General features: G+C 45.3%; 21 protein-coding genes. 11 read left to right on the forward strand and 10 right to left on the reverse strand.

Annotated elements, in window-relative coordinates:
- Positions 1-7 precede the first annotated feature (7 nt).
- The 7 genes from GTW09_RS10315 to rppH all read right to left on the reverse strand — a co-directional run bounded on the left by GTW09_RS10315 (position 8) and on the right by rppH (position 7,507).
- Positions 8-976 carry a sensor domain-containing diguanylate cyclase gene (locus GTW09_RS10315; protein ID WP_163111808.1) on the reverse strand — a complete coding sequence of 323 codons (969 nt, stop codon included), beginning with the start codon at positions 974-976 and terminating at the stop codon, positions 8-10.
- 2 nt (positions 977-978) lie between these two features.
- Positions 979-2,040: a response regulator gene (locus GTW09_RS10320; RefSeq protein ID WP_163111809.1), complete on the reverse strand. Its 1,062-nt coding sequence runs from the start codon at positions 2,038-2,040 to the stop codon at positions 979-981.
- Positions 2,041-2,049: 9 nt separating this feature from the next.
- Positions 2,050-2,883: a thymidylate synthase gene (locus tag GTW09_RS10325; protein ID WP_163111810.1), complete on the reverse strand. Its 834-nt coding sequence runs from the start codon at positions 2,881-2,883 to the stop codon at positions 2,050-2,052.
- A gap of 15 nt (positions 2,884-2,898) precedes the next feature.
- On the reverse strand, positions 2,899-3,702 hold the full coding sequence (gene lgt / locus GTW09_RS10330; RefSeq protein ID WP_100970883.1) for a prolipoprotein diacylglyceryl transferase: 804 nt from the start codon (positions 3,700-3,702) through the stop codon (positions 2,899-2,901).
- 4 nt (positions 3,703-3,706) lie between these two features.
- Positions 3,707-4,513 (reverse strand): sulfite exporter TauE/SafE family protein, encoded by an 807-nt coding sequence (locus tag GTW09_RS10335; RefSeq protein ID WP_071978586.1) that lies wholly within the window; start codon positions 4,511-4,513, stop codon positions 3,707-3,709.
- 115 nt (positions 4,514-4,628) lie between these two features.
- On the reverse strand, positions 4,629-6,920 hold the full coding sequence (gene ptsP / locus GTW09_RS10340; RefSeq protein ID WP_163111850.1) for a phosphoenolpyruvate--protein phosphotransferase: 2,292 nt from the start codon (positions 6,918-6,920) through the stop codon (positions 4,629-4,631).
- Between the two features lie 44 nt (positions 6,921-6,964).
- Positions 6,965-7,507 carry an RNA pyrophosphohydrolase gene (gene rppH, locus GTW09_RS10345; RefSeq protein ID WP_071978585.1) on the reverse strand — a complete coding sequence of 181 codons (543 nt, stop codon included), beginning with the start codon at positions 7,505-7,507 and terminating at the stop codon, positions 6,965-6,967.
- A 114-nt stretch (positions 7,508-7,621) separates the two neighbouring features.
- Here rppH and mutH point away from each other — a divergent pair, with 114 nt between their 5' ends.
- The gene (gene mutH / locus GTW09_RS10350; protein ID WP_163111811.1) at positions 7,622-8,299 is read left to right on the forward strand and encodes a DNA mismatch repair endonuclease MutH; all 678 of its coding nucleotides are present in this window, start codon (positions 7,622-7,624) and stop codon (positions 8,297-8,299) included.
- Positions 8,300-8,314: 15 nt separating this feature from the next.
- Here the strand turns inward: mutH and GTW09_RS10355 are convergent, their stop codons facing one another.
- Together GTW09_RS10355 and GTW09_RS10360 are read right to left on the reverse strand one after the other, a co-directional pair.
- On the reverse strand, positions 8,315-9,397 hold the full coding sequence (locus GTW09_RS10355; protein ID WP_163111812.1) for a helix-turn-helix domain-containing protein: 1,083 nt from the start codon (positions 9,395-9,397) through the stop codon (positions 8,315-8,317).
- A gap of 60 nt (positions 9,398-9,457) precedes the next feature.
- Positions 9,458-10,963: a CYTH domain-containing protein gene (locus GTW09_RS10360; RefSeq protein WP_163111813.1), complete on the reverse strand. Its 1,506-nt coding sequence runs from the start codon at positions 10,961-10,963 to the stop codon at positions 9,458-9,460.
- A 327-nt stretch (positions 10,964-11,290) separates the two neighbouring features.
- On the opposite strand from GTW09_RS10360, the gene GTW09_RS10365 reads away from it, so the two are divergent.
- Positions 11,291-11,893: a TIGR04211 family SH3 domain-containing protein gene (locus tag GTW09_RS10365; RefSeq protein WP_163111814.1), complete on the forward strand. Its 603-nt coding sequence runs from the start codon at positions 11,291-11,293 to the stop codon at positions 11,891-11,893.
- 91 nt (positions 11,894-11,984) lie between these two features.
- Here GTW09_RS10365 and putA read toward each other — a convergent pair whose 3' ends face one another.
- Complete coding sequence (putA, locus tag GTW09_RS10370; RefSeq protein WP_163111815.1) at positions 11,985-15,782, reverse strand: bifunctional proline dehydrogenase/L-glutamate gamma-semialdehyde dehydrogenase PutA; 3,798 nt, start codon at positions 15,780-15,782, stop codon at positions 11,985-11,987.
- A 470-nt stretch (positions 15,783-16,252) separates the two neighbouring features.
- Here putA and GTW09_RS10375 point away from each other — a divergent pair, with 470 nt between their 5' ends.
- The 9 genes from GTW09_RS10375 to GTW09_RS10415 all read left to right on the forward strand — a co-directional run bounded on the left by GTW09_RS10375 (position 16,253) and on the right by GTW09_RS10415 (position 24,571).
- The gene (locus tag GTW09_RS10375) at positions 16,253-17,875 is read left to right on the forward strand and encodes a methyl-accepting chemotaxis protein (protein ID WP_100970880.1); all 1,623 of its coding nucleotides are present in this window, start codon (positions 16,253-16,255) and stop codon (positions 17,873-17,875) included.
- 176 nt (positions 17,876-18,051) lie between these two features.
- Entirely contained in the window at positions 18,052-19,767 is a 1,716-nt protein-coding gene (locus GTW09_RS10380; RefSeq protein WP_163111816.1) for a TIGR03545 family protein, read from the forward strand.
- Positions 19,768-19,862: 95 nt separating this feature from the next.
- Entirely contained in the window at positions 19,863-20,153 is a 291-nt protein-coding gene (ftsB, locus tag GTW09_RS10385; RefSeq protein ID WP_071978578.1) for a cell division protein FtsB, read from the forward strand.
- Positions 20,154-20,158: 5 nt separating this feature from the next.
- Positions 20,159-20,896 (forward strand): 2-C-methyl-D-erythritol 4-phosphate cytidylyltransferase, encoded by a 738-nt coding sequence (gene ispD / locus GTW09_RS10390; protein ID WP_071981121.1) that lies wholly within the window; start codon positions 20,159-20,161, stop codon positions 20,894-20,896.
- Positions 20,887-21,360 carry a 2-C-methyl-D-erythritol 2,4-cyclodiphosphate synthase gene (ispF, locus tag GTW09_RS10395; protein ID WP_100970878.1) on the forward strand — a complete coding sequence of 158 codons (474 nt, stop codon included), beginning with the start codon at positions 20,887-20,889 and terminating at the stop codon, positions 21,358-21,360. Before ispD ends, ispF begins: the two co-directional genes overlap by 10 nt.
- A complete protein-coding gene (gene truD / locus GTW09_RS10400; RefSeq protein WP_163111817.1) occupies positions 21,357-22,427 on the forward strand; it encodes a tRNA pseudouridine(13) synthase TruD in 1,071 nt (356 codons plus the stop codon). The genes ispF and truD overlap by 4 nt, the downstream gene beginning before the upstream one ends.
- 65 nt (positions 22,428-22,492) lie before the next feature.
- Entirely contained in the window at positions 22,493-23,128 is a 636-nt protein-coding gene (locus tag GTW09_RS10405) for a protein-L-isoaspartate(D-aspartate) O-methyltransferase (protein ID WP_100970876.1), read from the forward strand.
- Positions 23,125-23,703: a VTT domain-containing protein gene (locus tag GTW09_RS10410; protein ID WP_163111818.1), complete on the forward strand. Its 579-nt coding sequence runs from the start codon at positions 23,125-23,127 to the stop codon at positions 23,701-23,703. The genes GTW09_RS10405 and GTW09_RS10410 overlap by 4 nt, the downstream gene beginning before the upstream one ends.
- A gap of 1 nt (position 23,704) precedes the next feature.
- Positions 23,705-24,571, forward strand: a complete 867-nt coding sequence (locus GTW09_RS10415; protein WP_163111819.1) for a peptidoglycan DD-metalloendopeptidase family protein — start codon at positions 23,705-23,707, stop codon at positions 24,569-24,571.
- Positions 24,572-24,630: the final 59 nt, after the last annotated feature.

Genomic DNA, 24,630 nt, shown 5'->3' on the forward strand with positions numbered 1-24,630 from the left:
AGTATGATTATTCTAACTCAACCTCGTGAACGCAATACTGGTTACGCCCGCTTTCTTTGGCACGATATAGCGCTTGGTCGGCCTGCTCTAACCATACCATGGGGCCATTCAGGCTTTGCTCAAACTGTGCAAGCCCCAAACTAACAGTGAAGGTAATGGTTTGCCCATCGTGCTCTACTTCAAGGAGTTCGGCCAGCCCTCGTATTCTCTCGGCAACACGCGTGGCGTTTTCCAGAGTAGAATCGGTAAGTATGATGGCAAACTCTTCGCCGCCGTAACGGCCTGCCAGGTCAGTTTCCCTTACGCAGCGCTTAATAAGCGCTGCCAACATTTTTATTACCTTATCGCCCGCTTGGTGACCGTAGGTATCGTTGACCCGTTTGAAATGATCGATATCTAACATCATTGCGGTACTGGGCTTGTTTCTGCGTTTTGAGAGCTTATAAAGCTCTTCAAACCGCTCTTGCCAATAGCGTCTGTTGTACAGACCGGTTAACCCATCTACCCTACTGGTAATTTTAAGCTCTTCATTAAGCTCTGCCATGCCGCGCTTGCCTAGCGCTTGCTCCGTCACGTCGTAAACCAGAATACAGAAATTTTCTACACTGCCGCTATCGCCAACAAGAGGAAACATGGTCACGTTTTGGTACATATGCGACGCGGCGCTGGTCACCGGTCTGCTACTTCCAAACTTAAATAAATACGGGCGCTGTTCCCAAATAATAAAGACAGGGCTTTTAAGACTGAAGACCGGGTCTACTTTTGCCGTTAGCCACTGCTTATCTATTTCAGGAAAGTGTTCAAATAATGAGGTGCCCAACAGCGACGATGCTCGTTTACCGCTGTGGTTAGCCATAAACTTATTCCACACCTCAACTTCGAATTGCTTGTTGAGAATAACAATACCGACTTCGATAGAGTCTAGTAATTCATCAACAACATTAGGCGTGGAAGAAAGAGTAACACTGCTATGCATCGCTATTGACGCTCCCTGTCGGTGTTCATTAATCTCGCGTAAATTTGATTCATTGCATTGCCGGGAAACAACAGTAACAAATCAAAAGAGATGTCCTTGGCTTTTATGGCATAGCCAATTTCAACGGCCATAACTTTGCCCCACTGATGCACATTCTCACTTAGAAGCGTGGAAAGGCCTTGGTGTTGCCCTAATAATACGGGGTGAGTATGACTGAATGCCACCGCCAACTGCTCTGACAAACCATTTAAGCAAGCACCAATGAGAATATTAGACACATCCATCAGTGCCTCAAGCTCTAGATTTTCAGATGATGCGGAGGGCGCGTATTTAAGTAATTCAACGATATTCTGTGATTTTGTATCGTTAAAAATAACCAAGGCTTCACCGCTTATTCCTTCACTAACAAAGCCCTTAGAGACTGCAGAAACACGATCGTTTCTGTTGATATCTGCAACAGCCATTGAGAGCTCATTGCTCTCTATTAAGTTAACATTAGGAATAGGTAAATCGATAAACTCACCTAATAACTTGGCAAGGTTTTCACCTGCGCGCCCCATGGCGACATTCACCATCTCGCGATAGGCGTCTAACTTTTCTTCTTCGGTGACCGCGTCTTCGCTGTTCGCAATGGTATTGCCAGCGGCTGGCGTAGCACTACTTTGTTGGCTAGTGCCACCCGTTGCCAAGCTGTCACCGCTATAAATGCCGTAGGAAGTTAAGATGTGCATGAGCTTGGCATTGTCTATGGGCTTGCGAATAAAATCGATAGCGCCGAGCGACAGCATACGCTCACGCGCTTTCTCTTGAACATCGCCAGATACCACAATGACAAGACACGGAAGATCTTCTTTGCGAATCACCTCCATAGTCTCATATCCATCCATTACCGGCATATTCAAGTCTAAAAAGACAACGTCGCCCTTTCCTTCTCGAATTTGGCTAAGCGCGTCTTGTCCATGCTCTGCAAAAGATACCTCTACATCCCAACCGTCTGGAATACTGCGCGCCATTTGACGCCGAGCAAACCCGGAATCATCACAGATCAAAATGGGAGTACTCATTGTATCTCCTCAGATAGCGACAGGGGCTTTTATATGCGGATGGCACTGGTAATTTTTAAGCTCAAAATCTTCGTATTTAAACCCAAAAATATCCTTTACTTCTGGATTTATTTCCATCGTTGGCCGTGCAAATGGTTCACGGCTAAGCTGAAGCTCTACTTGTTCGAGGTGATTAGAATACAAATGTGCATCGCCAAGAGTATGAATAAAATCACCGGGCTCTAGGTCGCACACTTGAGCAATCATCATGGTAAGCAGTGCGTAACTAGCAATATTAAATGGCACACCTAGGAAGATGTCGCCGCTGCGCTGATAAAGTTGGCAGCTTAATTTGCCATCAAGCACATAAAACTGAAACATGGTGTGACAAGGCGGAAGCGCCTGCTTCCCCATTGCAGCGTTTTCTTTCGGCGAGTATTGCGTATCGGGTAATGCAGCAGGGTTCCAGCCACTTACTATGAGTCGTCTGGAATCTGGGTTATCTTTTATTTGCTGAATTACATCAGATATTTGGTCAATGGTAGTGCCATCACCACGCTCCCAACTGCGCCATTGCTTGCCGTAAACCGGACCAAGCTCGCCATCTTCTGTTGCCCACTCATCCCAAATTCGCACGCCGTGCTCTTTTAAGTAAGCGATATTAGTTTCGCCTTTGAGGAACCACAAGAGTTCGTGAATGATTGACTTTAAATGACACTTTTTGGTGGTAACAAGAGGAAATCCTTCCTGCAGATTAAACCGCATTTGATAACCAAATACGCTTAACGTACCAGTTCCGGTGCGGTCTTCTTTCTTCACACCTGTATCGCGTACATGGCGCATGAGAGCGAGATATTCTTTCATTGATTCTTATATCTTCTACGTTTTAACACTATTTTTCGTGCCCATATAAGCACGTACAATTAATCCTATGCCCAAAGCAATCATGGGTAGGCAAAGAAGCTGTCCTTGGCTAAGCCCCATTTGGTAAAGCCCTATATGTGCATCGGGCTCTCTGAAAAATTCCACTATAAAACGAAAACTACCATAGCCCAGCAAAAACAGGCCGCTTACTGCACCAACAGGGCGTTTTTTCGCTGAGTACAGCCATAAAATAACGAAAAGAAGCACACCCTCTAAGGCAAATTCATACAGCTGTGATGGGTGCCTGGGAACATTACCCGCATTCGGGAATATTACCGCCCATGGGACATCAGTGGTTCTACCCCATAGTTCTGCATTTAAAAAGTTACCAATACGACCCGCTCCCAAACCAATGGGCACTAGCGGTGCGACAAAGTCGCCTAACTCTAAAAAGGTAGCCTTCATGCGTTTGGCCTGCCAAGCTAGTGCCACAAGCACACCAATTAAACCGCCATGGAACGACATTCCACCTGCCCAAATCTTAAAGAGATACAGCGGGTTGTCTACAAACATACCAAATTGATAGAAGAAAACGTAGCCTACTCGGCCACCTAATATCACGCCTACAAAGCTCCAGAACAATAGGTCGCTTAATTGGTCTTTATTCCACGGCGTTTGCGACAAGCGTTTTTGTGCAAGTAAAAACGCTGCGATAAATCCAACGAGATACATTAATCCGTACCAGCGTACGCTTAATGGTCCCAAGCTAAAAATAACGGGATCGATACTGGGAAATACCAGGTAACTGCTCTGTTCCATTATATTATTCAATTCCTAAAATCATTCGAATACTTACCAGCACTAACAAGCAGGCCAGCATAGCTTTTAAAATACGTACGTTTACTTTTTGCCCGAGTTTAGCACCGATGTTTGCGGTAATCATAGAGGTAGCAATGATACCTGCTGCCGCAGGTAAATACACATAACCTAAACTGTACGCAGGTACATCTGGGGCGTTCCAACCGGCAATAATAAAACTCGACGTGCCAAATATTGCGATCACCAGCCCACAAAATGCCGCACAGCCTATTGCCGCACGGGCATTGACTCGAAACCACACAAGTGCAGGCACAAGTAAAGCGCCGCCGCCAATACCCATTAGCGCACTTATTATACCCGTACCACTTCCTACGCAACTGAGCACTGCACGGCTAGCCTGGTTATCAGACTGCTTTTGCTTGCCGAATATCATCTGTGCCGCGATAAGAATAACCAATACGGCAAAAATATCTTTTAATAATTCGCCAGAAATATGACTCGCAATTTGTGCACCAATAATAGCGCCCACTGCAATCCCCATTCCTGTATACAGCACAATATTTTTTTGAATATTGCCTAACCGATAATGCGCATATGCGGATGACATACTGGTAAACACAATAGTAGAAAGCGACGTAGCTATTGCTACCGGCATAACGGTTTCTGTGGTCATACCGAGTAAGTGAACAAGCAGGTATGACAACACGGGAACGATAATCAAGCCGCCGCCAATACCCAGCATTCCCGCCAAGATACCTACAACTGAACCTAGAAGCACACAACTTAGAAGAATGACAACGACAGGTTCCATTCATTATCCTTTAAATACTTATCATCGGTGAGGGTAGCATAGTTACTATGACGTGGGGCAAAACACTGACGGCAATCAACCATCTTTTTCAATAACAAAACTTAGGTCATTTTTGTTACGACCCAGCGCGAATTAACCCAGCTAGCGATTTTCTTTCAAGGTATTCGTTCAGATGAGTAAATACCTCTTGCTGCGAAGATGAAGTAAGCGAAAGAGAGAGCAATTGCTTACATTCTTCTAGCGTGACTTTGCGTAACAACCAGTTAATTTTACGAAGGTTAAAGCCATTCATACTTAAACGACGGTATCCCATACCCATAAGCAAAAGTGCTCCCGCAGGCTCTCCCGCTATCTCGCCGCAAATAGTAACGGGAGTGCGGTTAACATTCGCTTTTTGCACTATATCGTAAAGTGCGCCCAATACGGCTGGATGATAGCTATTGTATAAACTCGCCACCCGCGCATTGTTTCTATCAACGGCCAATAAATATTGTGTGAGGTCATTACTACCTACCGAGAAAAAGTCCACATGCTTTGCAAGTTGTGGCAGCTGATAGAGTACCGAAGGCACCTCAAGCATTATCCCAAGCTTGGGGCGTACTATGGTGTGGTGGCCTTCTTCTGCCTCTTCCGATATTTCTAAAAATGCCTGATTAATGAGTTGCTTGGCCTCAATAACTTCCGATACTGTAGAAATCATAGGAAGCATAATTTGGAGGTTATTAAGCCCTATGTTAGCTCGCAGCATAGCGCGGATTTGAACCAAGAATATTTCAGGGTGGTCAAGGGTAAGCCTCACTCCACGCCATCCAAGAAATGGATTTTCCTCATTAATAGGGAAATAAGGCAGTGGCTTATCGCCACCCACATCAAGGGTTCTCATGGTTATTGGTAAATCTGGGGCAGCTTCTAATATCTGACGATACAAAGTGACCTGCTCTTGCTCAGAAGGAAACCTTTCTCTAAGCATAAAAGGAATTTCAGTTCGGTATAAACCTACTCCAGCACCAATCTGCTGCGCGTCAAGCTCTACTTCAGCTGAGAGCCCAGCATTAATATAAAGCGACATTCGACAGCCATCAATTGTCTCGCAAGGCTTGTCAGCCTCCGCCTCAATTTTTTCAGCAATGGCCGACTCTTCTTCTATCAGCTGAATAAACTCAGCTTTAACGGGTCGCGCTGGCGATATTATCACCTCGCCAGAATATCCATCGAGCAGAATTTCTTTGTCTTCTAGCAGAGCAGGCGACACGCTCTGACAGCCCATAACGGCTGGAACACCCATAGCTCTGGCCAAAATAGCGGCATGGGAGTTGTTGGAGCCACGCACTGAAATAATACCCTGAAGCTTATCTCGCGGGCATTCAGCCAACATAGTCGCTGAAACTTCATCAGCAACGAGAATACAGGGCTCGGTTACCGATTTTTCAGCTAACTTGTGCCCGTTTTGCTCGCTCAGAATGTTAGCGAGTATGCGGTCAGACAAGTCTATAATATCAATGGCCCGCTCCTGCATATACGGGTCTTCCATAGCTCTGAAGCGAGCTGCGTAGCTTTCCACTACCATTTTTAATGATGACGCCGCATCCCACCCCTGACGGATTTTTTCTTCTACTTCACGTCCCAAGCTGTTGGCATCTAAAAGGTGATGATAAAGCTGAAATATTGACTTCACGTCGTCGGGAATGCCATCGTCTAAACGCTGAGACAAGGTGTCTACATGGCCTCGAGTGACTTCTACGCCTTTGCGATAAAGAGCGATTTGATCGGCCGGTGAGCGAGTTCGCTTTACCACCCAGTTTTTTAAATTAATTGACTTATCGGGTGAGAAACCTTTGCCGATGGCAAGCCCTGGAGACCCAGCGATGCCGCGCACGTTTTTCTGCTGGTCGACATGACCAGCAGTATGAGAGAGTGTTAGCGCTCCTCGAATGTCCGCATTAGTAATTTCAAGAGCTAACTGAGCTGCTAAGGTAACTAGGAACGCTTCTTCATCTTCGCTGAAACGCCTAAGGTCAGTTTGCTGCAGCGTGATAACGCCAAGAACGCGACGCTGATTGGTAATAGGGGTACCAAGAAACGCGTTGTAATTGTCTTCCCTTACTTCGGGATAATGTTTAAAACGGGGATGGTGTTGCGCGTTTGCAATGTTAAGAGGCTCTTCCCGCTGACCAACTAAACCAATCAGTCCCTCGGTAAAGCCTATGCGAACATGTTCTACCGCGTCGGGATGCAGTCCGTCTGTCGCCTTTAATACGAACGCTTGGGCGTCATTATCGGCAAGGTATATTGAGCATGAGTCAACATTTAAGGTTTGCTTTACTCTAGACGCAAGACGAAACAAAGCGGTATCGAGTGCAGGAATTTGATTCATTTCCTGCACAATACGCTTTAACGTGTTTAACATTGCGCCTGAGCTATTAGGGGTATTCAACGGTTACTCCTGATTCCTTACCCGCGCCTGCGTTTTTTACCGCGTTTAGTTGAAGCGTTCCCCTGACGTTGAGGACTTCGCTGCTGCGCAGACATGACCACCGGGGAAAATTCCTTCATCACCCTGCGATAAACGTCACGTTTAAACGAAACAACATTTCTAATTGGGTACCAATAACTTACCCATCGCCAGTCATCAAATTCTGGGTGGCCTGTTTTTAACACATTTACATCGCGATCTTGACAATCGAGTTGCAAAAGAAACCACTTTTGTTTTTGTCCTATACAAACAGGATTACTACCTTGTCGAATAAGTCGCTTTGGTAGCTTATATCTAAGCCAATTACGGGTAACACTTAAAATAGTGACATCTTTTGATGTCAAACCTACTTCTTCGTGTAGCTCGCGGAACATGGCTTGCTCGGCAGTTTCCCCTTCATCAATTCCGCCTTGAGGGAACTGCCATGAATGTTGGCCATAACGTCTTGCCCAAAATATTTGTCCCATTTTGTTGCAAATCACTATACCCACATTCGCACGGAATCCATCGGCATCTATCACATAGACTCCCGGGCACACAATACTGGTAATATGTTTTCATTCTTCCACAAACTATGCTCCAATCATAGTGTTAATATTCAATGGCTAAGTTCAAACAGGAATTTTACGATAACAATGCAGCCTCCCCAGTCACCGCCAAGCACTCCAGACGAGTTGCTAAGCCGCTGCCATGCTATAGCAGGTCTCTCTCTTGGTGAGTTGGCTTCTATGGCAAATGTGGCAATACCTGCAAACCTGCAGCGTCACAAGGGCTGGCCAGGCATGCTTATTGAAAAGTGGCTAGGTGCTAGCGCCGGCTCCAAACCTCAACAAGATTTCCCAGAGCTGGGTATCGAACTTAAAACCATTCCCATTGATGCATCGTTTGCTCCCCTTGAAACCACTTATGTGTGTTTTGCGCCATTGCTAATGCAGCCAGGCATTACCTGGACAACAAGTAACGTACGCAACAAACTACAGCAGGTATTGTGGCTTCCTATCGAGGGTGATAGGCGTATTCCCCTCGCTGATAGACGGGTTGCTACTGGGTTTTATTGGCGCCCAAGTGAGGAAGAAGACGCTCTGCTACGACAAGACTGGGAAGAGTTAACAGAAAAAATAGTGACTGGGCATGTCGAGTCCATTACCTCAAGGCAAGGCACTGCGCTGCACATTCGCCCGAAGGCCGCAAACGGACGCGTGCTAACAGAAGCCCGTGGACCTGAGGGTGAAAAGCTGCAAACCCGTCCGAGAGGTTTTTACCTGCGTAAAACCTTCACCCATCATATTCTCAATACCGCTTTTGGCTACTAATTCAGCAAACTGTTGCTATTCGCCGCTGCCATTTTTAAGCAAGTGCTTAACTAGGTAGTCGCTTAAAAACTTCTCAGAGTTTAACCCCAGCCGCTTTGCCACTGATGCTACCTTGGTGTCGGTTCGCAACAGCACTTTTTTGGCGTACTCCAAACGGAAATGGTAAATAAACCGTCGGAAGCTTTTTTTATCAGACACACGAAGTGCTATCGCTAACGAGGTCGGATCGAGGTCTGCACTTCGACAAAATTCAGCGATAGTGAGGCCTCTTTCTTTATACGCTTTACTATCGATGGTGTGACGCTCGGCTTTGGAAATAATACTGCTTATTTCATAGGGTGTTGCTTTTCCTTCTTCTAACCTCTCGTGTTCAAAGGGAGATGGAGACGTGTTTTTAACAAATAAAAGGGACGTTAATACAATAAGCAACCCAGTGCCCAACATTAAATGGTGATAACTCTCCCACCCCGCTAGACGGAAAAATCCAAACGTAGCTGCCGTTACAAGCAAAATACTCATAAAAGCAATGCCTACAAGCATGCCCATAAAGCCCGCAAGGCGAGCTATTTTAAATTCTCGAATATCCACGGACTGTTCAGGTAGATGCCTGTGATAACTTTGAATATGCTCGGTAATAAGAATACCAATGAGCAATACGCTAAAGCCGGTGAGTAGCGGCGCAACGTAAGCCGGCCATAAATATAGAGGCTCTCCTATTGGCGATTCAGACAACCATTGCATTCTTTGTGATGTGGGAATTAGCAGCACCGCTATTTGGAATAACGCCGTAATAATGAACGGCAGCCATAAACGCCGTCTCGCGGTAGGTTGTTCATACAACAAGGGCTTAATAGCCCTATAACAGCAAGTAATAGCCAAGACTGCGAAGATATCGGATAGGCCGTAGACTACCGCAAAGTCCGGCTCTCCACTTAAACGGATCCATTCATCAGCCATAAATAAAGGCCAGCATAGCAGTGCTGCGCATAACCACCCGCTCTTGCTTTCGCCTTTGTTCGATTTAATGAAGTACACAAGACCAAATAGATAGACGGTAAGTAGCAGTAACAAACCGTAATCTTGCACTGAAAAATACATCGCTATCACCTGTCCATGTGAATTTGAAAGAGAAAAGTCATGATGATACGTCTACGCTCTCTACCAGTAAACATCGCGCTGCATCGCCACTTTTCGAGTCCGCTCCATAATAATAATCAGCGTTGTCAGCTTTTGAGCTGTCCATTTGCGCAGCTCATCCTCTGTTTCTATTTCGGCATCATCTATAGATTTGTGCAACATTAGAAGCGCGTTAAGCTCATCAATACCCGTGAGAAGATCAAGCCACGGCGCTCTGAAATTGCCCCGTTCTTCTACAAATAAATCGCCAAGTAGAAAACCACTCCATAAGGTTTGCCTAAGCAGTACTTCTATGGCTGAGTAGTTTGCAGGCCCCATGTTTTTATTAAGAGGCATACTTTGTTGAACAGTTTGCCATCCCTGTGAGAGCCAGCCCTTCGCATGGTCTGAAACTTTATGATCGTAGCCCGTTGAGCAAGCTTGCCACGGCTTTCTCTGTACAAGGCGAATGGCTTCTATCTTTATATCGGTCGCTTCGTTATTGAAAAATAACTGCTTTGGCTGATGAGCGTGCATTAAGCCTGTTTTTCGCCCCTGCAAATAGCTGACAATGGCAGGGTGCTTGCTTAGTGTTTTGCTAAACAAACTTTTCTTTGAGAGCAGATAGCGAAGGCTTTGAAGGTCGTCTTGCCATCCCCATTGCTGCGCGTAGGCGATAAGCTTTTTATGCAGACGAAGTAATTCTGGGCACTGCAGCACTGGCAAATAAAGCGACACGCTTTGCAGTAATAGCTGAATACTCTTTGCTACTTCTGCCAGCATTTTAATACTTCCGCTTTCGCAAAACACATGCTCGTGATGCTGCCAATGGGCTAATGCAATTTGAACGGCCTGACAAAATGCTTCTTCGGTGGAAGTGCTCTCTTTTAAAGCAAGAAAGTTAGGCAATGGACGAATTTTAGCATTAAAGCCGTGAAGCAGCTGATAACCCTGCGCAGCTTTAGAAACATCGCTTAATCTCACTTCCATGTTGTCATTAATCAATAAGGCAAGGACAAACAGGCTGTCTACTTCGCCGTCAATAAGCTCAAGCTCAATTTCATTAATTGGCGAGCTAGCTTTGTCTGTAATGGCTTCGCCGCAATCTAGGACAATCTCCACCTTGCTGCCGTTTACCTCAACCACATACGCATCACGAGTGAAATGTGTACTGAACTGGCGTGTAAGACTACTGTTTTTGCTGCCTACGTCCCAGTCTTGAGGCCATACAGAGGCATCGAATAACGTCAAATCTGGCGTGGGTGTTTGTAAGTCGACATTGTATTCTGACCGCGTATGCAAACCTCCACTCACAACACCGTTGGTTTTCAGGGTTTGTTCATACCGACCATCATTCCCTCTTACTCGAAAACCCATCTTGCTTTGTTGAAAGTCGAATTTTTCGGTGTCGTAATAGTCATTTTCCAAACGCATTTGTTTGTGCGAAACAACCGTTACTTTTTGCTTATCAAACAGTGGGATCAAACGCTCGGAAAAGCGCTGCTGTGCATTCTCACCGGTCACAAATTTTAATTCTATTTCTGACATTGTTTTATTTCAGACATATTAGCTCTATGTAAAAGTAGTAGCTTTGGTTACACATCACGGCAAAATTAAAAAAACGCCGCTCTAATCGAAAAACGGTATTCATATTAGAATACGGGTGTGAAGGCACTTCTGAAGTACTGACACCTTACCCTTGTCGCTTGTTTTTGGCAATAACAGTAATGTGTTCTATTAGGTTGTGTATTGCCCTATACCCTGCCAACAATAGCGTAAATTACTGCTATTAAGTGCTGTATGACGGAACAAACTTGCCTTTATGTCGGTCAACCAATACCATCTTTATGATTTAAACGAGCAATTGGAATTTATATGATTCGAAAGTGGTTAGCCGTTGCCCTTTTCACGTACTCTTTTCAGGCAGTTGCACTGCAGGATATCGCTGATTTGGAAGCATCATCATCTCATTACATAAAAGATGATTTGTTCATTTTTATGCATACGGGACCTAGCAGGAACTACCGTATACTTGGCTCTATTGAAGCGGGTACGCCAATTACGGTGTTAACGCAAAATAACGAGACCGAATTCACCCAAATTACCGATAATGACGGACGTGAAGGTTGGGTAGAAAGTAAATTTATATCAAATACAATGTCGCAGGCTGAGCAATTGCCCAAGATTCGTGAGCAACTTGCCGAAAGTCAAAGTGCGTTGCAAGCCTCTCAGTCAGAAAGCGCTCGGCTGCGCCAGCAATTGAATGACGCACGTCAGCAGATAACCCAGCTGTCTACTGAGAACGAATCGCAGGCTACCGCAATCGTAAAGTTAACGAGTAAAGTAGAAAGCGCCAATAAGGACGAATTAGTGACTTGGTTTACCCGAGGAGGCTTAGTGGCTGGCGGCGGTATTTTACTTGGTGTGTTACTTACCTACTTCCCTAAGAGAAGACGTCGCAGCAGCGAGTGGATGTAAGCGGCTGCAGTCGTCAAGCAATGTGGTCAAGCAATTAAACATAAAAACGCCAGCGTTCAAGCTGGCGTTTTTGTCTCTTAGTGTCTAAAGACTATTCGTCATCTTCAACCATGGTCATCAACGATGTGTTACCGCCAGACGCTGTGGTGTCGATACTTATCGCTTTTTCTGTGACCAAACGCTGAATAAGGTGGTCATTATATTCAGCACTGATAACTGGCAATATAGCGCCCTCTCTTGACGAAAGCATGGCCGTGATACGTGCCGTACGCTCTGTGCTTGAGTCTACTACTACGCCAGACAAGTCTTCATCCATCAACAAGCTATCTAAATGAGCAAGGCGTGCCACTTGGAATAAACCTTTCGGGGCACCTGTTGCTTCAAACTTGTTCTGAATTTCTACGGCTTCATCGTAGAAGATTTTAGATACAACAGAAACAACGGGGTTACCAGTTGAAAGTGCCGTTACAATCGACAGTAACCAATACTCAAAGGTAACTTCCTTATCCGCAAAACAAACCAATATTCCTCGAGGCTCGAGGTAAAGCTTGTTCGACTCACCCGTTGGTCCCGGCAGCACCTGAGGTTTAGCCAATTTACGCTCAATGCTGGTTAACTGCTGACGCGCTGTGGCAAGAGTGCGGTTTAAATCGTCTGCAAGCTCATCAACAATGTCCACCTTGGCAATTTTCGCTAGCAGCTGGCGCACCATTGAAATACGATCATTCAACGCAGTATGTCGCCACTGTGTTTCCACCGCTTTCGCCTTGTCCATCATAACCTGGGCACGCTCAGCAATTTTTTCATCACCCACAAGCGCTTCATCGGTTCCGTCAACATCATCTATGTGTGATGGTTTAGGTGTTGCGCGCTCCATGAGGAGTCGCGGTAGATAGTTTGGACCACCTGCTTTTGGACCCGTACCAGATAGACCTCGGCCACCAAATGGCTGGACACCAACAATAGCGCCAATCATATTCCGGTTAATATACACGTTACCCGCACGGCTCTTCGCAGCTAGCTCATTGGCACGCTCTTCTATGCGCGAGTGAATGCCCATGGTAAGCCCGTAACCTGTACCGTTTATTTGCTCTAGTACGTTATCTAACTCTTTAGCTTTGAAGCGCACCATGTGAACCACTGGCCCGAACACTTCTTTTTCAAGCACATCAATATTGTCAATTTCGTAAAGCGTTGGTGGGAAGTAAGTACCATTTTCTGCATTTGCCGGCATTTCATTGCGATGCAGTACTTTACTCTTACCTTCCATAAACGATGTGTGGTCAGTAAGGCTCTTCAGTGCTTTTTCGTCAATAACAGGACCTACATCAGTAGACAACTGCGTTGGATCACCTACGGTAAGTTCTTTCATTGCGCCAACTAACATTTCGGTTAGCTCATCGGCAATCTCTTCTTGTACAAATAGAACTCTTAACGCTGAGCAGCGCTGTCCGGCACTTTGGAAGCCCGAGTGAATAACGTCGTCTACCACCTGCTCTGGAAGCGCGGTAGAGTCCACAATCATACAGTTTTGGCCGCCGGTCTCTGCAATGAGTGGAACCTGTTCGCCACCACGCTCTGCTAGCATCTGCGAGATTAAGGTGCCGGTTTGAGTAGAGCCGGTGAACATAACTGCCTTCACACGCTCGTCAGGAAGCAAGGTATCACCTACTTCTTTCCCGGGTGAAATAATCAGTTTAAGGGCGTCTTCTGGCAAACCAACAGAGTGCATTATGTCTACAGCGCGCTTCGCTACCATACTTGTTTGCTCAGCAGGCTTAGCAATAACAGTGTTACCTGTTACCAAAGCAGCAGCAACCTGACCTAGGAATATAGCTAGTGGAAAATTCCAAGGACTAATACACAGCACCACACCCCGTGGCACAAGTCGTTGGTCTTCCGCTAACTCTTTGCCTCTAACCGCATAATAACGGCAAAAATCTACTGCTTCACGCACTTCATCAATACTGTCTTGCGCAACTTTGCCCGCTTCACGCATACAAATAGCAATAAGCTCTGCCATGTGACGTTCTAACGCGTCGGCCGTGCGCTCTAGAATTTCAGCGCGCTCTTCCACATCCATCTTCGACCACGCATCGAAGCCAGCATTTGTTTCATCAAGCGCTTTAAGCATGTCCTCACGCTTAGCGTAATAGTGGTAGCCTACGATGTCGTTTTTATCAGCTGGACTTACGACTGGCGTTGCGCCTTCAGGAACACCGTCGGTAACTTTGTAATAGTCTTGCCAGCGTTCTAACTCGTGCTTAAGCGCCGTAACCGCGTTAGTGTCGGTAAGATCTAAACCTCGAGAGTTGTCGCGCTCTGGTGCGTACAGCCCTCGCGGCGTTTTAATCAGCTTGTTGTAACGAACCTTCAATCGCTGAGTTTTTTCCACTGGATCTTCAAGTAGGGTTTCCACTGGCTTTTCATCGTCAACAATAGCGTTTACAAACGATGAATTAGCGCCATTTTCTAATAGCCTGCGCACAAGATAGGCCAGCAAGTCTTCGTGTTCGCCAACTGGGGCGTAAACGCGACATTGAATTTTGTCATCCTTCACCACTTGGTCGTAAAGGGTATCGCCCATTCCGTGAAGGCACTGGAACTCGAACCCTTCTTTGTCGTCGCCAGCTAGCTCAACAATAACCGATGCAGTGTAAGCGTTGTGGGTGGCGAACTGTGGATATAGGGTGTCGCGATATTCAAGCAGTCTGTTAGCGCATGCATGATAAGACACGTCTGTTGATGACTTACGAGTGAATACGGGGAACTCTTCTAAACCAGCTTGCTGTGTGAGCTTGATCTCAGTATCCCAATAGGCGCCTTTCACTAAGCGAACCATAAGAGGACGGCCTACTTCTAGAGTAAGTACTCGCAAGTGCTCAATTACGTGAATAGCTCGCTTTTGGTAGGCTTGTACCGCAAGACCGAATCCAGTCCAGCCGTCTAGATCTTTATCGCGGAAAACAGCTTCAATGATATCAATAGACAGTTCAAGACGATCAGCTTCTTCAGCGTCTACTGTAAGGCCGATATCGTGCTCTTTTGCCATCATACACAGCGCTTTCAAACGCGGCGGAATTTCTTCCATGGCGCGCTCGCGATGAGAAAATTCAAAACGAGGATGTATAGCCGACAGCTTTACTGAGATACCCGGCGAACGTTTAGGGCCTCGGCCGTTTGCGGCTTTGCCGATAACTTTTATCGCTTTTACATACGAATCGTAGTAACGGTCAGAATCTTTCATAGTACGAGCGGCTTCACCAAGCATATCGTATGAGTATACATAGCCCTTGGTTTCTTTCTCTTTCGCTCTCTCTACTGCGTCCTCAATGGTTTCGCCCATAACAAACTGACGCCCCATAACTCGCATAGCAATGTTCATTGCTCTACGGATAACCGGCTCACCTAAACGACCCAGTGTCTTTTTCAACAAACCAAATTGTTCAGTTTTGCGCTTGTCTGCATAGTTCACCATATTTCCGGTGAACAGAAGGCCCCATGCAGATGCATTCACAAATAACGAATCTGAGTTGCCTAAATGTGGAGTCCACTGCCCTTTAGACAGCTTGTCGCGAATCAACTCATCTTGCGTCGCTCTATCTGGCACACGCAGTAAGGCCTCGGCTAAGCACATCAATACAACACCTTCCGCAGTAGAAAGTGAATATTCATTAAGCAGTGCGTCAACGCCACCATGACCCTGTTGTTCACGGCGAATTTGCAGCACCATTTTCCTTGCTCGTTCCCACGCCCTACTTCTTGCACGAGGGTTTACCTCTGCAATGGGTAAAATTTGATCGACGGCTACCGACTCGCTGATGCGGTAGTAGTCTCGGATACGCTGACGTAGTGGCGAAGTTGTATGGAGTGTATCGTTTATGAGCATTGCAACCCTTTCGTAGAAATAGCTGTAACAAAAAAAGCGTTTCCGCCGTAAAAATAACGCCTACGGTCACATGGAAATCGCAAGAAAACAAGTGAAGTCGAATCTTCACGTTTGCACCTTTATACAGTTTAAACTTCGCACTGCTAAATGAAGATCAAGCTGTCTGGCAAGTAGCGCCGATAATAGCACAATAAAAATCGCCGCCAAGCCTTTCCAGTCATGACTTTCAGCCGTTTACTACCGAGCCAAACTGTTAACGTGAAATTCACATAAAAGACGCAGATTACGATTCTTTAAAACGCATTTTTTTTATTAAGAGTAATAGGTCATAAAAAAACGACTACACTTAAATGTCGCTGTTAAAAAAGTATCGCTGTATTTGATAAAAGGAGACTAGGCAGTTTGAAACTTGCGCCCACGTTTGACCTTATGACAAACGCCTAAAATAACGATTAAATGGTAAATGTATTATGTGGTTAAGAAATTTTAGCTTGTACCAACGCCTTGGAATAATTGTCGCGCTGATAGCACTTCTTTTTATAGTGCTTACTGGCATAATTTTAAACCGGCATTACCAAGCTCTTAAAGATAAGTCGTATAGCGAAAACAAACATCTTGTTGAAGTTGTGCATACCATGTTGCAAAGCTTTGACGCCATAGAGGGAATTTCGGAGTCTGAGGCAAAAGAAAAAGCACTGGCCGCTGTAAAAACACTTAGGTACGACGAAGGAAACTATTTTTGGATCCAAGATTCAACGCCGACTATGGTAATGCACCCTCTTAAACCCGCATTAGATGGCCGTGATTTACGTACTTTTAAAGACGGCAATGGAAAAGCTTTTTTCGTCGACATGGCAAATGAAGTGAAAGCCCAAGGAGATGGCTTTGTTGACTATGTGTGGCCCCTTCCCGGCGAAGATGAACCCACGGAAAAAATTTCTTACGTTAAAGAGTATTCGCCATGGGGATGGACTATAGGTTCAGGTATTTATCTCACCAACCTTAACGCTGAATATGCTCACCTGCGTAATCTTATAATTGTGTTTTGTGTCATCAGTGTAATTTTAGTGGTAGCACTGATTTACATCATTGGCGGCAGTATTGTTAAGCCGGTACAAGAAATTGCAGAAAGAATGAAAGACATCTCTCAAGGTGAAGGCGATTTAACCCGCTTTTTGCCTGAAAGTGGTCAAGACGAAGTCACCCGAGTGGCCCGTTACTTCAATCAATATACCGACAAAATGCGCCAGTCTTTAATTGGTATAAGAGACAATATTTCGCAGTTAAACGAGCAAGCTGAGCGTGTTCAAAATTCTAGCGACAGCAGTAACAAACAAGCACAAACGCAGAATGAAAATATGATGCAAGTAGCCGCAGCCATGGAGGAAATGACGACACAAATCAGAGACGTGAGCTCTAACACCGACTCTGCAGAGAAAAGTACCAGTAGCGCTAGAAGCAACGTTCAAAACGGTGCGTCTGTGGTGAAAAGCACCGTAACCGATATTCACTCACTAACGGCGGACATTGAGAGCGTATCAACGGTAGTTACCGAGCTTGCCGCCCAAACCGAGAGCATTGGTGCAGTACTTGACGTTATTCGAGGTATCGCAGATCAAACTAACTTATTAGCATTAAATGCTGCCATAGAGGCTGCGCGCGCTGGTGAACAAGGTAGAGGCTTTGCGGTGGTTGCAGATGAGGTGCGTACTTTAGCGAGCAGAACCGGGCAAAGTACTGATGAAATTCAAACTATGATTGAAAAATTACAGCACCACGCCAAAAGTGCCGTAGATGCTGTAACAGTGAGTCAATCTGCTTCAACGAAAACAGTAGAACGTGCAGCGCAAGCTAATGACAACTTGCAAGAGGCGGACAGGCTTATGACAGATATTGCGAATATGAGTAGCCAGATAGCTAGGGCGACGGAACAACAGGCCGAAGCCGCCAACGAAGCAAACATGCGAATAAACGCATTGTCTGGAGCCGCAGACAATAGTCTGCGAACGGCAGATGAACTAGCGGCATCTAGCCAAGCGCTGCGCGCAAGCTGCTTAGCGATTATGGACATTGCTAATCGCTTTAAGTTGTAAAGTCACAGCCAAACTAGCTGAGGGGCAGCAGAGATCGTTGATTTGCTCAGCCCCTCTTTTTAGCGAAATACGGCTTCTACATTGATAACACTTATGTATGGAACTGTTCTTGGTAGTACATTACACTGAATGGACGAGGTTATCCTCGCCAGTAAAGTAGAATCAAGGAGAGAGATATGAGTAGTAACGCTAAGGGCAAACCTATATTACTTTGGGTTGTCGGTTTTTTTGTCGCCATTTTTGCCATTTACTTTTTGTTCGCCAATACAATCATAAAAGCAGTGTTGGAATCTAAGCTTGGTGAGTCTTACGGCGCCGAAGTAAACATTGAAAGCTTTGATCATTCTCTTTTCCCCACCACGGTAACTTTAGAAGGTATAGCCCTTACAAATCCTACTAAGCCCTCGCACAATCAAGTGTTCGTTGGCAATGCAAACGCCGACGTTGAGCTTGCGCCACTGCTCAGTGATAAAGTTATTGTTAACAACCTCAATCTTCTTGAAGTGCAGTTTGATACCGAGCGGAATGCGCCCGGCGAAGTATACAGAGTACCCGAGCGCTCTCTTTCTTTTGATGAAATAAAATCGAAAGCAAAAGACGCAGTACCATCTGTTGATGAATTACTAGAACGAAACCCGTTAAAAACTACGGCCGCTGTGGAAGATGCGAAAGCCGCGTATGAAACGTACGGTAAAGGGTTAAAAGAAGACTATGAGTCGCTCCCAGACAAATCGCGGATTGACTATTACAAAACCCAAATCGCTCAGCTACAAGAAACCGATTACAAAGATCCACAAGCTCTAGTTCAGGCAAAGTCTGCATTTGAAAAACTGAAAGAGGAAATGCAGGCCGATCGCGCGTTAATATCAGACTTCACCGATAAAGCATCACAAGCAAGAGATGCATTGAGTGACAGCGTAGAAGCATTGAAGAATGCGCCGCAGCAAGACTATGCGCTGCTAAAAGGTGTTATAGCCGGAGATCAGGCAGCACTATCTCAGGTCACCTATTTTGTATTTGGCGATAAAGCTGCTGAATACACAGAGTATTTAATGGCAGCGATGCAAATTGTTATGCCACTTATTCAGGGCGAAGAAAAAAGCGAAGCTCCTGCAGATATCCCTTCTATATTGGTGAAAGAAGCGAATGTTTCTGTACTTTGGCAAAACGAATCTATTAAGAGTAAATGGAACAATATAACCAACGTACATGAGGTGTTCGGAAACCCAACTACCTTCACTATTGAGGCGGCGGGTGAACTTCTTAAATCGTTTACGTCTAGCGGTGAATTCTTTATTGACGGTGACGGCGTAGATGCAAGTCAAAAGTGGTCGCTTGCCGGTGTAAATATGTCGAATATACCTTTATCAGGTAATGATTCATTAACAGCGGTGCTGACTTCAGCGCTTATGCAAACTACTGGTTCTATGCAGGTAACCGACAACAAGCTAGCTGGCAGCGGAAAAGTGAACCTTCAACAGCTCGTTATGCAAGCTGCGGGAGAAAGTGATACCACCAAAGCTATTGCGCAAGCGTTAGAATCGCTATCAAGTTTAAATATGGATATGTTGCTTGATGGCACGCTTGCTAACCCAGACTTTTCCATTAAATCTGACCTGGATAACCAACTCGCACAAATGGCGCTATCTGGACTGACTGCGTCGCAGCAAGATAAGTTAGATGAATTAAATCAGAAATTAAATGCCATGGTTGGAGACGAACAGTCGTTACTTACTAATGAGCTGGGCGATATTGGCAGTATGCTCAGTGCGGCTCAGGGTGACAGCAATGCGCTTCAAGAATTGCTAAAATCGCAGTTAAGCAACGTGGTTGAAGAACAAAAAAATAAATTGTTCGATAAATTAAAAAGTAAGTTTGGCAAAGAAGAATAAAGCGTCTTTGACTCAAACTTGGTAATCGGCATAATAGCAAAGCGCAGGCAAACGCCTGCGCTTTCTTTGCGCTCAATGAACGGTTAGGTGAATGTGTGTTAAAAGGTAAATGGCTTCCCATTTTGCTGTTACTATTTTTTGGACTGCTGCAATACCGACTTTGGTTTGGTAAAAACAGCATTCCCGATTACTACAGCCGGAAAGCGGAAGTACAGACACAAGCCCTACAAAACGCCAATTTAGCTCAACGCAATGCTTTGCTAAACGCTGATATTAACGATTTAAAAATTGGTTTAGAGGCAATTGAAGAAAGAGCACGTAACGAGCTGGGATTAATTAAGCAGGGAGAAACTTTTTACCGAATTCTTCCTGCAGATTCGAAATGAAAACAATGACAATGCCTCGTGTTATAGCGGTAATTCCCGCCGCAGGGGTTGGCAGCAGAATGCAGGCTGACCGCCCAAAGCAGTACCTTACCATTGCAGGTAAAACAATATTAGAACACACCCTAGACGCCCTATTGACTCACCCAAGCATTCACAGCGTGGTACTTGCTGTTAGTCCTGATGATATTTATTTTTCCAACTTAGATATTAAAGAGAACAAGCGGGTTGATGTAGTTCATGGAGGAAAAGAGCGCGCTGACAGTGTGTTAAATGGAATAATGCACTTGCAACATGATGACTGGGCCCTTGTACACGATGCAGCTCGCCCCTGTGTATCGCATAAAGACATTACTGCGTTACTCAGTCTCATTGGCGATAACACCGTTACAGGCGGAATTCTTGCCACGCCGGTACGTGACACAATGAAAAGAGCAGCGATAAGCGAAGATATCCCACACCAAAATCAGCTCAATGTAATATCTCACACTGAAAGTAGAACCAATTTGTGGCATGCTCTTACTCCACAACTGTTTCCCGCACAATTATTACGCGAGGCCTTACAAAAAGGGCTTTCAGATGGCGTCAACATTACTGATGAAGCATCGGCTGTAGAATACGCGGGATACAAAGTGGGTATGGTTAACGGCAGCCCTGCTAATATTAAAATTACGCACCCTGCAGACCTGCCCCTTGCAGAATTCTATCTTCAACAACAATTAGAGGCGCGAGTTGCATGCGAATAGGACACGGATTTGACGTTCACAAGTTTGGGGGTGAAGGCCCTATCGTTGTTGGCGGTGTCAAAATTGAGCACAGCGAAGGACTCATTGCGCATTCTGATGGCGATGTATTATTGCACGCATTGTGCGACGCAATTCTGGGTGCTGCAGCACTGGGCGATATTGGTAAGCACTTCCCTGACACAGATGATAATTACGCTGGTGCCGACAGCAGAGTTTTGCTTAGACATGTAGTTAGCGTAGCAAGAGAGAAAGGCTACAAGCTCGTGAATGCCGATATGACTATTGTGGCGCAAGCGCCAAAGATGGCGCCTCACATTGACAAAATGCGCGCATATATTGCACAAGATTGCGATGTTCAAATTGACGATATCAATGTAAAAGCCACCACAACCGAAAAGCTTGGATATACAGGCAGAAAAGAAGGGATTGCATCACACGCTGTGGTGTTGTTAGAAAAAGCATGAAGCCATTACACACCGATCACTGGCAATACTATTTTGCCAAGCCTGTCTCTACCGGCATTTTTAAATTTCAAGCTGACGATTTTCAGGTAGTAGAAGACTTAGGCTACGAGCCCTGCGGAGAGGGTGAGCATCAATTCGTTTTTATCGAAAAAACAAATACCAATACTGCCTTTGTTGCAGAGCAGCTAGCAAAATTTGTCGGCCTTCCTCTGCGGCAAATAAGCTATGCAGGTAGAAAAGATAAATACGCAGTTACCCAGCAATGGTTTGGCATACACGCGCCAGGAGTAGATGATTTCGACTTTAGCGATTGGCAACTTGATGGTGTCAAAGTCATAAAACAAACTCGACATAATAAGAAGTTACGTACTGGGCAACTCAAAGGTAATCACTTTACCATCACGCTACGCCAGGTTGTGCATCCAGAAGCGATTATCGAACGCCTAGAACAGATAGCTATTCATGGTGTACCCAATTATTATGGTGAACAGCGCTTTGGCGTTATGCGTTTGAATGACATGGGCGAAGTGCAGCGAGGTGGAAACCTGGTTATGGCTGAGCGCATGGTAAATGGCGAAACGATACGCCACAGAAACAAGCGGTCTATGGCACTGTCCGCTCTTCGCAGCTGGCTTTTTAATGAAGTGCTTTCTCATCGAATGGAACAGAACACCTTCGACACCGTGCTTCTTGGCGACGCACTTGTATTAACCGGCTCAAACAGCTTCTTCATTAATCGGGAAAATGAGCAAGAAAGTCAGTCTCGCTATGAAGACAAAGATGTATGCCCGTCTGCTCCACTGTGGGGTAAAGGACAATTAGCTACCGAGGCTAAGGCAGCGGAAATTGAAAATGCTGTCGCTAATGAACACCCTGAGGTCACCACCTTTCTAAGGGAAAATGGGTTTGAACACGAGCGTCGCGCCATAAAAATTTGGCCTAAAGAATTAACATGGCAGAGTAAGGGAGATTCGTTTACGATTTCTTTTAGTTTGCCAACGGGATGCTTTGCTACATCTGTATTGCGCGAATGCGTGGAAACACTGTCTCCGATTAACCGCGTTTAAGCAGACAAACATTTATAAATAAAAAGCGTGGCTAACACTAACAATATAGGAAAGTACGCAAGATCATGAGAGCTTCTAGAAAAGGAGACGCATTAGCGCAGCTGCTTTATAACGAGGGAATACGTTCACAAGCTGTGTTAAATGCCATTGCTGGTACGCCGAGGGAGGCTTTTCTTCCAGACGCATTAAAACACAAAGCCTATCAAAATACGGCATTGCCCATTGGCCAAGGCCAAACAATTTCGCAACCTTACATAGTGGCGAAAATGACCGAGCTTTTGCTAGAGAGCCCAAATAAGCCTGAAAAAGTGCTGGAAATTGGCACGGGCTCAGGTTACCAAACCGCGATCCTGGCGCAGCTTTTTACGCAAGTATTTAGCGTTGAACGCATAAAATCGTTGCAGTTTCACGCTAAGCGTCGCATGAATCAGCTAGATTTACATAACATTGCTATGAAGCATGGCGATGGCTGGAAAGGCTGGGAGTCGAAAGGACTATACGACGCCATTATTGTAACCGCTGCAGCAGCGAGCTTGCCCCAATCTTTATGCGAACAATTAAAAGAAGGTGGCAGACTCATTATTCCAGTTGGAAACGAGCAACAGTCGCTGCTATGCATTGATAGAGTGGACGGCGAGCTGCAAACTAAGACTATTGAATCTGTACGTTTTGTCCCTCTCGTTGCTGGAGAATTAATGTGAAGCTTTTTGGGCCTCTCTATGACATGGCAATTCGCTGGGCAAAGCATAAACATGCCGCAAAATATTTAGGCGGGCTAAGTTTTTCAGAGTCTGTTTTCTTTCCTATTCCCCCTGACGTTATGCTAGCGCCTATGGCGCTGTCTCAACCCTTACTTGCATGGCGGTTTGCATTAATCACCACTGTAGCATCTATTGTTGGAGGCATCGCGGGCTACTGGTTAGGTTTTTTCGCATTCGAAGCGTGGTTAGCTCCCCTTATTGAATCTTGGGGCTATACACACAAAATTGAAACTGCCACAGGTTGGTTCGAAACCTACGGTGTTTGGATTGTTTTCTTAGCGGGTTTCTCCCCTATACCGTATAAAATATTCACCGTAAGCGCGGGTTTTTTACAAATGGCATTTTTCCCCTTTGTGATTGCTTCAGCAGTAGGACGGGGTGCCCGCTTCTTTTTAGTGGCGGCGTTAATGCGTTGGGGAGGCGCGCCTATGGAGCAAAAATTACGTCAATATGTTGAGGTACTAGGATGGTCTGTTGTGGCGATTGCTGTTATCGCGTACTTAATATTGCGATAAAATGAAAAACAGCACTTTTAGATGCTTTTTTATTTACTTATTTTTAACAATATTGGCTGGATGTGCAGGTAGACAGGCACCTGCTCCGGTTGTTCTTCTCAACAGCCAAGTTGAGAGTGGTAGTGAAGAATACACTGCTAGCACGTACGTAGTAAGACCTGGAGACACGCTTTACGCCGTTGCCTGGTTTACAGGAAATGACTATCGTGATATTGCAGAATTTAACAAAATTTCAAAGCCTTATACCATATTTCCGGGTCAAGAATTACGTTTAACTGCACCTATCGTAAAAACCCCTCCCCGCCATCAAACTACCAACAAGACCACTCGGTCTACACATCCGACCTCACAACCATTAGACAAAAGACCCATTGACCCACCTAATCCTCAAGCGTATGTTGATCGTAAAGAAAATGTTAAACCACAAAATGTTACAAGCGTCAAGAAACCGCTCACAAGTGTCAAAAAGACATCACCGAAAGGGTTTCCAGATAGAGTAAAGACGTGGATGTGGCCTGCTGAAGGCAAGGTTGTTGATACCTTTAGCAAAGCTGAGTCTGGTAACAAGGGGATTGACATTGCTGGTGCAAGAGGCAGTAATGTGGTTGCAGCAGCAGACGGTAAAGTTGTCTACGCCGGTAGTGCATTAAGAGGTTACGGTAAGCTTGTTATAGTGAAGCACACCGACACTTTTCTCAGTGCATATGCATATAACGACTCCATTTTGGTAAAAGAACGAGAATGGGTGTATGCTGGTCAAAAAATAGCCACCATGGGCAGTAGCGGCACAGATTCGGTAAAACTTCATTTTGAAGTTAGGTATCGCGGTAAGTCACTAGATCCGCTGCGATACCTGCCAAAGAAGTAACAATATAAAAAAAATAAATAATAATAAGAAAGCGACAAAGGAGAAACGTCATAAGGTAA

This window comes from Alteromonas hispanica (assembly GCF_010500915.1).
GTDB lineage: Bacteria > Pseudomonadota > Gammaproteobacteria > Enterobacterales > Alteromonadaceae > Alteromonas > Alteromonas hispanica.

Excerpts from the sequence above, each read along its gene's own strand:
- GTW09_RS10320 (WP_163111809.1), bottom strand. The coding sequence starts at position 2,040 with ATGAGTACTCCCATTTTGATCTGTGATGATTCCGGGTTTGCTCGGCGT.
- mutH (WP_163111811.1), top strand. The coding sequence starts at position 7,622 with ATGCAGCCTCCCCAGTCACCGCCAAGCACTCCAGACGAGTTGCTAAGC.
- truD (WP_163111817.1), top strand. The coding sequence starts at position 21,357 with ATGAAGCCATTACACACCGATCACTGGCAATACTATTTTGCCAAGCCT.
- GTW09_RS10325 (WP_163111810.1), bottom strand. The coding sequence starts at position 2,883 with ATGAAAGAATATCTCGCTCTCATGCGCCATGTACGCGATACAGGTGTG.
- GTW09_RS10315 (WP_163111808.1), bottom strand. The coding sequence starts at position 976 with ATGCATAGCAGTGTTACTCTTTCTTCCACGCCTAATGTTGTTGATGAA.
- ptsP (WP_163111850.1), bottom strand. The coding sequence starts at position 6,920 with ATGTTAAACACGTTAAAGCGTATTGTGCAGGAAATGAATCAAATTCCT.
- GTW09_RS10375 (WP_100970880.1), top strand. The coding sequence starts at position 16,253 with ATGTGGTTAAGAAATTTTAGCTTGTACCAACGCCTTGGAATAATTGTC.
- GTW09_RS10360 (WP_163111813.1), bottom strand. The coding sequence starts at position 10,963 with ATGTCAGAAATAGAATTAAAATTTGTGACCGGTGAGAATGCACAGCAG.
- GTW09_RS10365 (WP_163111814.1), top strand. The coding sequence starts at position 11,291 with ATGATTCGAAAGTGGTTAGCCGTTGCCCTTTTCACGTACTCTTTTCAG.
- GTW09_RS10335 (WP_071978586.1), bottom strand. The coding sequence starts at position 4,513 with ATGGAACCTGTCGTTGTCATTCTTCTAAGTTGTGTGCTTCTAGGTTCA.
- GTW09_RS10380 (WP_163111816.1), top strand. The coding sequence starts at position 18,052 with ATGAGTAGTAACGCTAAGGGCAAACCTATATTACTTTGGGTTGTCGGT.
- ispF (WP_100970878.1), top strand. The coding sequence starts at position 20,887 with ATGCGAATAGGACACGGATTTGACGTTCACAAGTTTGGGGGTGAAGGC.
- putA (WP_163111815.1), bottom strand. The coding sequence starts at position 15,782 with ATGCTCATAAACGATACACTCCATACAACTTCGCCACTACGTCAGCGT.
- GTW09_RS10405 (WP_100970876.1), top strand. The coding sequence starts at position 22,493 with ATGAGAGCTTCTAGAAAAGGAGACGCATTAGCGCAGCTGCTTTATAAC.
- ispD (WP_071981121.1), top strand. The coding sequence starts at position 20,159 with ATGACAATGCCTCGTGTTATAGCGGTAATTCCCGCCGCAGGGGTTGGC.
- lgt (WP_100970883.1), bottom strand. The coding sequence starts at position 3,702 with ATGGAACAGAGCAGTTACCTGGTATTTCCCAGTATCGATCCCGTTATT.
- GTW09_RS10415 (WP_163111819.1), top strand. The coding sequence starts at position 23,705 with ATGAAAAACAGCACTTTTAGATGCTTTTTTATTTACTTATTTTTAACA.
- GTW09_RS10355 (WP_163111812.1), bottom strand. The coding sequence starts at position 9,397 with ATGTATTTTTCAGTGCAAGATTACGGTTTGTTACTGCTACTTACCGTC.